Source organism: Arenibacter sp. ARW7G5Y1 (assembly GCF_003201775.1).
Taxonomy (GTDB): domain Bacteria; phylum Bacteroidota; class Bacteroidia; order Flavobacteriales; family Flavobacteriaceae; genus Arenibacter.
The window spans coordinates 93,769-106,007 of the sequence record NZ_QJJZ01000001.1; the positions used below are offsets into that span (position 1 = coordinate 93,769).

A 12,239-nucleotide genomic window follows, 5' to 3' on the forward strand; every position below is an offset into this window, starting at 1 on the left:
TTAGAAACTTACATTAACACCTAAAAGAAAGGTCCTGGCTCTGGGATAAGAAGTATAGTCGATGCCCGCAGATGGCACCCCGTTATCGCTTCTGTTTGTATTTACTTCAGGATCTTGTCCGCTATAACCGGTAATTACGAATAAATTCTGTCCGGTGAGCGATAATCTTACGGCCGAGAACGGTGAATTCTCATTGATATTAACTTTATAACCTAAGGTAACATCCTGTAATCGGACAAAATCGGCCTTTTCCAAGTATCTTGTAGAGACATTTACGGAACTAGTATTTCGTTCTTCACCAGTAAGTACTTCCAGAGGGGCGTTTCTACCACTTGATACGGCCGGGGCATGAAAGAAACTATTGGCTGTATTGCTATAAATAGAATGTCCAAATTGTCCGGCAAAAAAGATGTTAAGGTCAAAGTTTTTATAACGCAAAGTATTTGTCAGGGCCGCCGTGGCAGTGGGTAAGGGTTTATCACCCGTGAAACCGGTATCTCCATAAATAGCATTGCCATCTGAGTCGAAGCCTTCAAAACTTGGTAGGTAAAAGGCATAGAGCGGATGTCCGTTCTGGATTCTTTCTACATTTATCCCTGATAAACCTTGACCTTTAATGCTGCCGGTCTCTAAAAATCCAAAATCAAAGTTTTCAACGGTATTTTCGTTAAAGGAGGCGTTACCGGCAATGGTCCAACCAAAATCATCATTCTGGATAGCGTCATAGGTCAAATCAAATTCAATTCCCTTATTTATAACATCGGCGTCGAGATTTCTCCAAACAAATGCTTGAGGGGCCGGTTCGGCAGCACTCAACTGGACAAGCATATCCGTTGTGGTCTTATTGTAATAATCAATACTCCCTCTCAGGCGGTTGTCCAGAAATCCAAATTCCAAACCAATGCTTGTTTGTTGGGTCTCCTCCCATTTAAGACCTTGGTTCTCAAAAGTTACTGTGGCCAAGCCGCCAGGGATAACTACTCCGTCTTGAACATTAAACGAAGGGGAACCATACCTTTGTCGCCTTGTGTAAAGGTCATGGGCAATATCTTGGTTTCCAGTATTTCCCCATCCTGCCCTTAGGCTCAGATTTGAGAAAAAATCCGGGATAAAATCCTCTTGTGAAAGTTTCCATTTAAAAGCTAGGGAAGGAAAAGTACCATAGGCATAATCGCTACCAAATCTTGTGGACCCATCAATTCTTACTGTAGAAGTAAGGTAGTATTTTTGTTTATATGTTAAATTAATTCTTGTGAAATAGGATTGAAGTTCGTCAATCGTTTTGAAAGTGTTGGAAACCGCGGTTAAATTGGCAGCTGTCATATTGTTAAGCATTAAATCTAGATCTGTTACCCTGAAATCTGCAGCGGCCATTGAATTTCCGGATGATTGAAACTTCTGATAGGAATATCCCAATACTGCATTAAGGTCAAGACCTATATCTTTAAAATCATGTTTTACCGTAAAGTAGTTTTCCCATAATAGGTTGTCTATTTCAATACTATTTATCGCAGCTCTACCATTATCTTCCTCCGCATTGACAACCGCAGCCACCAATTCACTTGAAAAGGCCGACTTTCTTGTGGACATGGACCTATCGATACCATATACGGTTTTGAATGAAAGCCACTCAAATAATTCTGCATCCGCACTAAAACTTCCCAAGAACTTTAAAGTATTGGAGAAATCTCTGGATAATTCAAGAAAAGCAACAGGATTTGGATTGTCCCGGGAAGGTTGATAAAGGGTGCCATCGGGATTATAAACCGGTCTGGTCGGATTGGTTTTCAAAGCACCCGCCAATAAGTCTCCTTGGTGATCTGCACTATCGGTTATTGGCACATTATCGTCATGAATGTTGGAAATAGTCAGCTGTGTGGATATTTCCAAGCGATCGTTCAAAATCTTTTTATTGCCATTAAACCTTCCTGTCATTCTTTCAAGGCCATTTTCTTTAATTATGCCTTGCTGATCCGAATGACTAAAAGAAAAACGATAGTTGCCAGATTGGTTGCCTCCACCATAGGACAATTCATGGTTCTGTGATATGGCCGTTCTTAAGATTTCATCTTGCCAATCGGTTTCGGCACCTTGATCAATATTTGGATCCGAACCACCTACCAATGAATAACCGGTTAAAAATTCTTGTGCATTTCCCACATCATATTTCTTGGTAATTTCACTCATTCCGATCGAATAGGCATAGTTCAAACTACCTTTTCCACTTCCCTTTTTCGTGGTTATTATTACAACTCCGTTTGCACCCCTAGATCCATATATAGCCGTAGCCGAGGCATCTTTCAAAATATCGATACTCGCAATATCATTCGGATTCATAAAATTCAAAGGGTTTTTTGGAGCCGTGCCCCCGGTACCTGGTACGTTTCCTCCATCAGATATATTGTCCCCTGAAATGGGAACCCCATCTATAACGAATAAAGGTTGGTTACCACTTCTTATAGAACCTGTACCCCTTACCCGTATATTTATACCGCTGCCGGGTTCACCACTACTACTGGTAATTTGCACACCGGCCGATTTACCTTGAATTAATTGTTCCGGGGAGGAAATTACCCCCCCATTAAAGTCTTCTGCCTTAATAGAGGAAACCGCTCCAGTTGCATCACTTGCCTTAACTCCGCCATAACCAATGAGCACTACCTCGTCCAATCCGGTAGCATTTTCTTGAAGTACTACGTTTATGGTACTTTGCCCATTAAGTGGCACTTCCTTACTGTCGAAGCCAATATAGGAAATTGCTAAAATTGCATTTTTATCCAAAATGGTAATAGAAAAGTTACCGTTAAAATCGGAGGTTACTCCGTTGGTGCTACCTTTTTCAATAATACTGGCTCCAGGGAGGGGAACTCCGGTTTCGTCCACAATTGTACCAGTAACGGTAAATCCTTGTTCAAAAACCGATTCTTTGAGATCGAATTTAGGGTGTGCGGCCGAAATCGATTGGATGGCAAGCACTGTGCCCATGAAAAGACTGTAAAGGAATTTCATTTTCATCTAGTTTGTTATTTGGTTAATTGGTTATTATTTTTACCGATTCGTGACGGCTTTCCGCAGACAATTACATGATGTAAGTGTTACGGTTTAAACATATGGTTAAAATTACGAACTCAGCAAAATAAAGGTTGTATTTTTAAACATTGGTCGATTCTATAAACATTTTTTTGACTATTTTTAGCTTTGGCAATGACTTTGGTAACTCAAGGCATGCGATTTCAAACGTACTCATTATGGAAAAAGCAGAATTGCAAAGGACAGTGAATACCAAAAGTAAAACTGGAAATTTTGGAGTTTGGTGGCACAAGGCCAATCCTGGCCCATTAAAAAATATTCCATATATAAATCAATTTGGAAGCATGAGATTCACCAAGGTTCAAATGGATGAAAATATGAAACCCCATTTGAACGATGGTATCGAAATACATTATGTAACAAGTGGAAAATACGATTGGGTAGTAGAGAGAAACAATATTGAACTATTACCTGACGATTTATCGATTACGGCACCTTGGCATTGGAATGGTAGTCCTACTGGAAAAATGGTTATTGGACACTTCAATTGGCTTATCATAAAACCTTTGGAGTTTAGTCCGGACAAACAATTGAATTTGGGCTCATGGACAAAATTGTCCAAGAGTTTTCAGAAAAGCCTAGGTAAGTTGATAGCGGACGAACACAACGTTGTTCTTCACAAGGCAAAGGACTTTAGGAAATATTTCGAGGCCCTTAACGCTGAGCTTTCCACCCAAAAGGAAGGATATACAATTATGGTTGGAAATATTGTTGAGAACCTGCTAATTGACCTGCATCGTCATTTGTCCCTAAGAAGTCAGAAAATTGAGGAAGATGATAATTTTATATCACAGCTGATACAAAAGGTAATGGATGATCTAAACAAAAAGTGGATAATTGAAGACCTTGCCCATCATTTTGGTATGGGTAAAACTAAATTTACCTATAAGGTCAAGCGCCTTACCGGATATCCCCCAAACAGCTTTATAATCAATCTGAAAATAGAGAAGGCCATTAAACTTATTACGGAGGCAAATGGTATGTCTCTTACCAATATTGCTTATACCTGTGGTTTCTCCTCGCTGCAACATTTCACTTCTTCTTTTACCCAGCGTACAGGAATGTGTCCAAGCAAATTTAACGACTATGAATTTACCTAAAATTTCATTGGAATGAAATGCTACTAGTTCAAAATTCCACCTATACTTGTACCCAAGGATTACGATGGTAATAAAGAGTACCCCTTAGTGGTAAACCTGCATCATGGGGGTGGAATGGGGAGCGACAATCTAATTCAATTGGACGCAGCCGATCCGTCCAAGCTATTATCGACCCCTGAAAACAGGGAAAAATATCCGGCTTTTATTTTAGAGCCCGAATATCCCCAGAACTCTAGTTTTAGGGTACTTCCAGAGCATCAGGGCATTGCTGGGCTAATTTCTAGTTGCGCTGTTGTAAAAGGGAGATGAAAATAAAAATGATGAAAGGCCAATTCACTCTAAGAATATACAGGGAATTGCAATTAAAGGATAATCCTCCCTAGGTTAATCTTCCCATCGATATTAGGTTGGCACTGCTCGCCAAAAAGGAAACCCCAATTAAGGATGAGGTTGCAAAAGGCTCCATGCGAGATGAAGTAATTGCATAAAAATAATATACTTGAAGTTCATTTAAGTTTTGCACTTGGTTGTAAAAACGATAACTGTAATAAGCTTACAAACAAAAAAAAGTAGATTTGAGTTTTGGCCTAAGATGAAAATAGGTGAGGTTTGTATGAATAAATACTATTATAAAGTTAATATGGGCAATTTAATAATAGGTGGTTTAAAGGTGGGCAGCATTAAACATGCGCAAAAAAACCAATATCCCCTTTCCATAAATCTTGAAATGTATGAGGACGGTTCGGTATCTCCAGTGTCGAGGTTATTATTGCGAAAAATTCGTTAGCGTATTCGTGGCAAATAGATTTTATAAAATTTAATTTAATAGAGAGTATGCATTTATTCAAACAGATCCTTAGTGTTTTATTGCTATTGTTTTCAATACCAACTTGGTCACAAAATTTACAGAATCCAAATATAATCATCATTTACACCGATGACCAAGGTTATGGTGATGTGGGGGCACTTAACCCTAATGCTAAATTTAGAACTCCCAATATGGATAAATTGGCCAATGGGGGAATTGTTTTTACAGACGGACATAGTAGTGATGCGGTCTGTACCCCCTCCAGATATTCCTTGTTAACAGGGCGATACAGTTGGAGGACATCTCTAAAAAAAGGCGTTCTTGGTGCTGACGGCCCTTGTTTGATAGAAAAGAATAGGATGACCATTGCCTCCTTATTAAGGGATAATGGATATAAGACCGCTATGATAGGAAAGTGGCATCTACAGATGGAATTTCAAGGCAGTTTGGGCAAGGATCGTGATTGGTCGGAACCCTTCACGGATGGACCCATTGATAAGGGGTTTGATTATTTTTTCGGGATTCCCGCTTCCATGAATTACGGTATTCTTACCTATTTGGAAAATGACAGGGTTTTGGATCCTCCGGTGTTATGGACTAAAAAGAAAGATGATGATAAGCCAAGGTCTTACGGGAACCGGATAAAACCGGCAGCCTACAGAATGACGCCCCCTTATGAAAAAGAGGGAGGTAAGGGCTGGGTAGAGGTAGCACCATCCTTCAATGATGAGTTGGTACTTGAAACTCTGGCCAACAAGGCCGTGGAGTATATTGACGAATCCTCCAAGGAAGCAAAAAACGGGAAGCCTTTCTTTTTATATCTGCCATTGACCAGTCCACATTTACCACACAGTACCCACCCCGATTTTCAAGGTCGTAGTAACTGTGGTAATTATGGAGATTTTATGGAGGAAACGGATTTTCGGGTTGGACAAGTATTGTCAGCCTTAAAAAGCAATGGTATTGAAGACAATACTTTGGTTATCTTTTCTTCGGATAATGGCGCGGAAACCAATTACGTTATTCAACGGGATGACTATGACCACTTTAGTAGCCTAAATTTTAAGGGCGGAAAACGCGACATTTATGAAGGTGGTCATCGCGTACCTTTCCTAATGCGTTGGCCCAATGTAATCAAAGCAGGGATAAAGGTAGGTGTGCCAGTGTGCCAGACCGATTATTTGGCTACTATTGCCGATATCATTGGTGTAAATCTGCCGGAGAATGCAGGTGAGGATAGTTATAGCCTGTTGCCGATTTTAAAAGGGGAGACGTATAATGAAAAAGTTAGAGGGCCGGTAATCCATCATTCCGTAACGGGCGACTTTGCCATTCGGGATGGAAAATGGAAATTGAACATGCTACTTGGTTCAGGAGGATCCTTGGAACCTAGATTTATTCAACCCAAAGTTGGTGAGGCTGTATTTGAACTTTATAATATGGAGGAAGATGAGGGTGAAACCACCAACCTCTATTTTGAACATCCCGATGTGGTGAAAAGACTTAGCAAGAAAATAATAAAGATCATTGAGGCCGGAAGAACAACTGCCGGGAAACCCCAGGCTTATGTTAAAGAGAATTGGGAGCTGCCCATTTGGATCAAATCGTAGGTCTAATCCAAACGGAATACTGCGAAAACCCAATCCCCTTCAATATTGATCGATATGAGCGGAAAAAGGGCAAACTGATTAATCACAGAACCATTTAGTATTGGTTTGGATTGGGAGGAGTAGAACGATATCTCTGTAGAAAATCCGGGGAAGCTATAGGAACCATTGAAAAAACTTGAGGCTTTTCAGGAAACCCTTCCCATATACCCCTAGCGGAAAATAGTTTTTCAAAAGAGAGAAAAATTGCCTGATTTTTGAAATTAGGGAAAAATTGAAAGAAGCAGTTGACCTGTAGGATTTCTCTATGATGAGTTCTTTTTGGTGGAATAAATGAATGTAAGCCTTAACCGCTCCCTTTTGTTGTTATCTCCTGAAATTGGAAGAATGAATATCCGTATAGGAATTCGAAGAAACCTCTATTCTGGAATACCCTGGAAGGATTGAAAATGGTGGCAAATCTATATTTTCACATTTTTTAACTTTTAGTATTTTCTTCGAATTTTTATTTTTATTCAAAATTTGAAATAGCAATATCATGCAATTTATTAAACGAGATGAGGATTTTTCGCCTACGTTTTCTGTTTGGTCAATTGAAAGAACAACCAAAAATCTATTGTCAAATTACACAAAAAGTTGGCATCTTTTGGAAACGTTCCCATCGGGAATGTTGTTCCAATATCTACTCCCTATTTTTCCTTTGGGGAATGGGCTTTTTGAATACAAGTTTTACAGATGAGGGCATAGTGGCCCTGGTTTCCCATGGAGACCGCTCCGAATACCTTTTAGCCCATATAGGCTAATTGGAAATTCTTTTTAAAGCTTAAAAAATCATTTTTCGTTCTGTTTCTTTAGACGGGTACTTATTAACAATAAAGTATAATTTAAAAAAATAGTTATGGAAGCAATAAAGACAATTAAGAAAAAAAATTATCGACAAAGACTAAATTCCCTACCTCCATTGAAATTCAAGAAATTCCGAATGAATATGGACCAAACTGGGGTCAATATCCTGATTTCGGCAAGTTTTCTGAAAAAGGGCAACCATTCCTTACGGATACAAAATGGGATTCTACATCTAAAAATAAAACAATCCACAGGTCCGTTTGGGCATGCCAACGGTTCCACGTCCCATGAGGCCCATAAAAAGGATATGGATTTTCAGATTAGGTTGCCCCACAAAAAGTACAGGCATATAAACTCCGTTCGTTTTCAAAACGGTTCCCTGCAAATTCGTCTTAGTGAGCGGCAAGTAACAGGACGTGGTTTCAGTTATTTGGAACCATCTAGAATGCCCAATCAAATAACCTCAACTATACGGCATTAAGGGTTTATGGGCCGTCTTGGGATATAAAGGGCCCATGCCTCCGTACGACTTTAAATTGTTGTTTAACCAAATTAAATAGTGATGTATCGTATATGGATATACAAATTGAAAAACTGACCAAAACGTATGGCCCCCAAACGGCAGTAAACAACATCAGCTTTGATGTTAAGACCGGGGAGGTACTGGGATTTCTTGGGCCCAACGGGGCCGGGAAATCCACTACCATGAAAATGCTTACAGGGTATATCGGCATTGAAAAAGGCGATATCAGAATAGGTGGTAAAAGTGTAAGGGATACCGATGGTGCTTTTAAGCAGCACATTGGTTATCTACCGGAAAACAATCCTCTGTATTTGGATATGCCCGTTATGGATTACTTGGAGTTCTGTGCTTCGCTTCAGGGGGTGGAGAAGGCCAAGATCGGTTCCAGGATCAGGGAGATGATCGGGATTTGCGGCCTAAATCGGGAAAAGCATAAAAAGATAGGGGAATTGTCCAAAGGGTACAGGCAGCGCGTAGGTTTGGCCCAGGCCATGATCCATGACCCGGAGATATTGGTGCTGGATGAGCCTACCACAGGCCTCGACCCCAACCAGATTATAGAGATCAGAAAACTGATCCGCGACCTGGGGAAGGAAAAGACGGTTATTCTCAGCACTCATATTCTACCGGAGGTGGAGGCCACCTGCGATAGAATACTTATCATCAATAGAGGCAGTATTGTAGCCAATGGAACGCCAGAAACCCTTAGAAAACAAGCCCAGGGCAATGAAGTGCTGAAGCTGCGCATCGAGGATGGGGACGCACAGACTATTTTAAAAGCCTTGAACGCCTTGGATACGGTGCGGGAGGTAGATTTGATACAGCAGGACACAAACCTTTTTGAAGTCCAAAGTATGGCCAATACCTCTTCCAAGCGAAACATCTTTCAGCTTTGCGTGGAGCACAAATGGGTGTTGACGGAACTGACCCCCTTGGAAACCAAACTAGAGGACATTTTTAGAAACTTAACGGTAAATTAAATATGCATACAATTTTTACTATTGCAAAGCGGGAACTGGCCACTTTTTTCGATTCGCTCATCGCTTATATAATTCTGGGCCTTTTTTTGGGATTCAGTGGTTTCTTTACCTGGCTATATGGCAACGATATCTTTTTGGTGGGCCAAGCCAATCTTAGGGTATTTTTTAATATTGCCTCTTGGAGCCTCTTTTTCTTTATTCCGGCCATTACCATGAAAATGTTGGCCGAGGAGCGTAAGACCGGTACTTTGGAACTGCTGCTCACCAAATCGGTTTCGGACCGCCAACTTATACTGGGCAAGTTTTTGGGATCTATCCTTTTGGTCTGCATTGCGCTGCTGGCCACCTTGCCTTATGTGCTTACCGTTGCCAATATTGGTAATTTGGACAATGGCGGTACCCTATGTGGATATCTAGGCCTTTTACTTCTAAGTCTTGCTTATACGGCCATAGGCATTTTTGCCAGTAGCATTACAACGAACCAGATCGTTGCATTCATGACCGCCCTGTTTATAGGGTTGTTTTTTCAGATAATTTTTGGGGTACTGGCCCAGAACTTTACGGGTAATATGGGGCGCATCTTTGATGCCCTGGACCTTCAATCGCATTTTGAATCCATTTCCAGGGGGGTCATCGACTCCAAGGACCTGGTTTATTTCCTATCCATAACAGTCTTGGGACTATACCTAGGAGAATGGTTCCTATCCAAAAGACATATATCTTAAACGCTTGTATATCAGATGAAAAAGACGAACATTACCATTCTATTGATTGTCGGAATTTTGGTGTTTGCCAATTTGGTGTCGGAACAGTACTTTTTTCGGCTAGACCTTACCGAAGACAACCAATATACCTTAAGTGAGGCCACTGAAAAAATTATGGAATCCCTGGAGGATCCCATTACGGTGAAGGCCTATTTTTCCGAGAATCTTCCACCGCACATAGCAAAGACCAAGAACGATTTTGAAGAATATTTAATTGAGTATGCCAGACATTCCGATGACAATTTGGTCTATACCTTTATCAATCCCAATGAAAGTGAGGACTTGGAACGCGAAGCCATGGAAGCGGGGATCAACCCGGTGATGATCAACGTTCGCGAAAAGGATCAGATGAAACAGCAAAAGGCATTTTTAGGGGCTGTTTTCCAACTACAGGATCGGAAGGAAATTATACCGTTCATGCAACCGGGAGCACCTATGGAATACCTATTGTCCTCTTCCATAAAAAAGTTAGCGGTAACCCATAAACCAGAGGTGGGCCTTATGCAAGGACATGGACAGCCATCCATTGCGGAGCTATCACAGGTGAAATCGGCGCTGGATGTATTGTACAATTTTAGGGCGGCCCAAGTCAACGATAGCCTACCCGTTCCGGAAGGAATAAAGACTTTGGCCTTGGTGCGTCCTACCGATACCATCGCGGAAGCCACCCTAGGGCAACTGGACAGCTTTTTGGAAAATGGTGGCAACCTATTTGTTGCCCTGAACCGGGTAGAGGGAGACCTGAATAGCTCTTACGGTAGCGGCATAAGTACCGGGGTGGAAAAATGGTTGGGGAAAAAGGGGTTGGAAATCCGGGAGGATTTCGTAATCGATGCACAATGTGCCACTATTTCCGTACAACAGCGTCAAGGGTTTTTTAATTTCACCTCCAATGTGGCCTTTCCATATGCCCCAATCATAAGTAAATTTGCGGACCATCCGGTAACCAAAGGCTTAGAAGCCGTAGTGATGCAGTTTGCCAGTTCCCTAAATTTTACGCCCAAAGATTCCTTGACCACTTTTACCCCATTGGCTTTTTCTTCCGAAACGTCGGCCCGTAAGCAGGCCCCACAGTTTTTCGACATTCAGAAGGAGTGGACGGAAAGCGATTTTACTTCGGCACATCAGGTTATTGCAGGTGTTTTGGAACAAAGGCACCCCAACGGCAACAGATCCAGAATTTTTGTAGTGGCCGATGGGGATTTCCCGATCAGTGCCGGACAACAACCTGTACAGGGCGACAATGTTAACCTGATGGTAAATGCCATTGATTGGTTGAGCGATGATACCGGTTTGATAGAACTTAGGACCAAGGGAATACACTATAGACCAATAGCCAAATTGGAGGAGGGTACCAAAACAACATTGAAATACGCCAACTTCCTAGTGCCCATTCTTCTGGTGTTGGTTTACGGTATAGTGCGCATGCAGATAAATAAAAATAAGCGCATCCGTAGAATGGAAGAAAATTACGAATGATAGCAACACACCATAAACGATAAACCATGAAGAAAAATACTTTTTTGATCGCCGTATTGGTCATATTGGTACTATTATACCTGTCTACCAATTATTTTAAAAAGAACAGCAGTACTAGTTTTGATCCCGAAATCGTAAAATTGGATTCTTCCCGGATAGGGAAAATTACGATATATCCTCCTGCCAAAGAAAAGCAAGAGCCCATTATTCTGGACAGGTCCTCTGGTCAATGGGAAGCGGCACAAGGCGGGATTGTGTCCAAGGCCGACCCTTCCAAATTACGATCGGCATTGGGGCAATTGTTAGGTTTGGAGGCCCAACGCCTGGTGGCCAAAACCAAGGACAAGTGGGCAACCTATGAACTTGGGGATTCTTTGGCGAGAAAAGTGGTCATCGAGGAGAAAGGCAGTGGAGCAACAACAGTACTGTATTTTGGTAAAACATCCTATGGTCTAGCTGCAACCACATCATATGGTAGGGGTGCACCATCCGGGTCTACTTATTTCCGGGTAAATGAAGATCCCCAAACCTATGCATTGGACATAGGACTTCCCAATACGTTTAGTAGCCCTTTCAACAGTTGGAGAAATCCACAATTCCTCAAAGTAGATAAGGATCAGGTAATGGAATTGGAATTTGAATACGAAGATCGGCCAGGCTTTGTGCTCAAAAAAGTAGATTCCCTTTGGTCTATTTCCGGTTCTGAACCCGATGCATCAAAAGTATCCCAATATCTCAATTCTTTGGGGAGTCAGAGGAGTTCACAGTTTGTGGATGGTTTTAACCCAACGGATAAATCCCTACATACCCTCACTATTAAGGGCCAACCTATGGAGGAGGTAGTACTTAGGGCCTATGCCCAGCCGGAAGAAAATAAATTCGTCCTTAATTCTTCCCAACATCCAGAGGTTTTTGTGGAGAGCGATTCCGTAGGACTGTTTAAACGCCTTTTCGTGGACAGGGAATATTTTCAACCCGATAAAGATGAATAATTTAACGTACCGGCCATTGGATGGTCTAAACTTTTTAACCTTTTATAAAT

9 protein-coding genes are annotated in these 12,239 nt (G+C 41.4%); 8 read left to right on the top strand and 1 reads right to left on the bottom strand.

The features are described from left to right. A complete protein-coding gene (locus C7972_RS00350) occupies positions 1-3,015 on the bottom strand; it encodes a SusC/RagA family TonB-linked outer membrane protein (RefSeq protein WP_110354231.1) in 3,015 nt (1,004 codons plus the stop codon). Positions 3,016-3,248: 233 nt separating this feature from the next. Here C7972_RS00350 and C7972_RS00355 point away from each other — a divergent pair, with 233 nt between their 5' ends. The 8 genes from C7972_RS00355 to C7972_RS00400 all read left to right on the top strand — a co-directional run bounded on the left by C7972_RS00355 (position 3,249) and on the right by C7972_RS00400 (position 12,189). After that, the gene (locus C7972_RS00355; protein ID WP_110354762.1) at positions 3,249-4,190 is read left to right on the top strand and encodes an AraC family transcriptional regulator; all 942 of its coding nucleotides are present in this window, start codon (positions 3,249-3,251) and stop codon (positions 4,188-4,190) included. Positions 4,191-4,277: 87 nt separating this feature from the next. Further along, the gene (locus tag C7972_RS00360) at positions 4,278-4,499 is read left to right on the top strand and encodes a hypothetical protein (RefSeq protein WP_146216253.1); all 222 of its coding nucleotides are present in this window, start codon (positions 4,278-4,280) and stop codon (positions 4,497-4,499) included. A 525-nt stretch (positions 4,500-5,024) separates the two neighbouring features. Next, the gene (locus tag C7972_RS00370; RefSeq protein ID WP_110354234.1) at positions 5,025-6,608 is read left to right on the top strand and encodes an arylsulfatase; all 1,584 of its coding nucleotides are present in this window, start codon (positions 5,025-5,027) and stop codon (positions 6,606-6,608) included. Between the two features lie 895 nt (positions 6,609-7,503). Then, positions 7,504-7,932, top strand: a complete 429-nt coding sequence (locus C7972_RS00380) for a hypothetical protein (protein ID WP_110354236.1) — start codon at positions 7,504-7,506, stop codon at positions 7,930-7,932. 92 nt (positions 7,933-8,024) lie between these two features. Continuing rightward, complete coding sequence (locus C7972_RS00385) at positions 8,025-8,954, top strand: ATP-binding cassette domain-containing protein (RefSeq protein ID WP_110354237.1); 930 nt, start codon at positions 8,025-8,027, stop codon at positions 8,952-8,954. Between the two features lie 2 nt (positions 8,955-8,956). Further along, complete coding sequence (locus C7972_RS00390) at positions 8,957-9,679, top strand: ABC transporter permease subunit (protein ID WP_110354238.1); 723 nt, start codon at positions 8,957-8,959, stop codon at positions 9,677-9,679. A gap of 15 nt (positions 9,680-9,694) precedes the next feature. Next, positions 9,695-11,197, top strand: a complete 1,503-nt coding sequence (locus C7972_RS00395) for a Gldg family protein (RefSeq protein ID WP_110354239.1) — start codon at positions 9,695-9,697, stop codon at positions 11,195-11,197. A gap of 26 nt (positions 11,198-11,223) precedes the next feature. Continuing rightward, positions 11,224-12,189 (top strand): DUF4340 domain-containing protein, encoded by a 966-nt coding sequence (locus C7972_RS00400; RefSeq protein ID WP_110354240.1) that lies wholly within the window; start codon positions 11,224-11,226, stop codon positions 12,187-12,189. The last annotated feature ends 50 nt before the right edge of the window (positions 12,190-12,239 follow it).

Bases quoted from the DNA above. Each gene is read 5' to 3' on its own strand.
- C7972_RS00350 (WP_110354231.1), bottom strand. From the start codon at position 3,015: ATGAAAATGAAATTCCTTTACAGTCTTTTCATGGGCACAGTGCTTGCC.
- C7972_RS00355 (WP_110354762.1), top strand. From the start codon at position 3,249: ATGGAAAAAGCAGAATTGCAAAGGACAGTGAATACCAAAAGTAAAACT.
- C7972_RS00370 (WP_110354234.1), top strand. From the start codon at position 5,025: ATGCATTTATTCAAACAGATCCTTAGTGTTTTATTGCTATTGTTTTCA.
- C7972_RS00380 (WP_110354236.1), top strand. From the start codon at position 7,504: ATGGAAGCAATAAAGACAATTAAGAAAAAAAATTATCGACAAAGACTA.
- C7972_RS00385 (WP_110354237.1), top strand. From the start codon at position 8,025: ATGGATATACAAATTGAAAAACTGACCAAAACGTATGGCCCCCAAACG.
- C7972_RS00390 (WP_110354238.1), top strand. From the start codon at position 8,957: ATGCATACAATTTTTACTATTGCAAAGCGGGAACTGGCCACTTTTTTC.
- C7972_RS00395 (WP_110354239.1), top strand. From the start codon at position 9,695: ATGAAAAAGACGAACATTACCATTCTATTGATTGTCGGAATTTTGGTG.
- C7972_RS00400 (WP_110354240.1), top strand. From the start codon at position 11,224: ATGAAGAAAAATACTTTTTTGATCGCCGTATTGGTCATATTGGTACTA.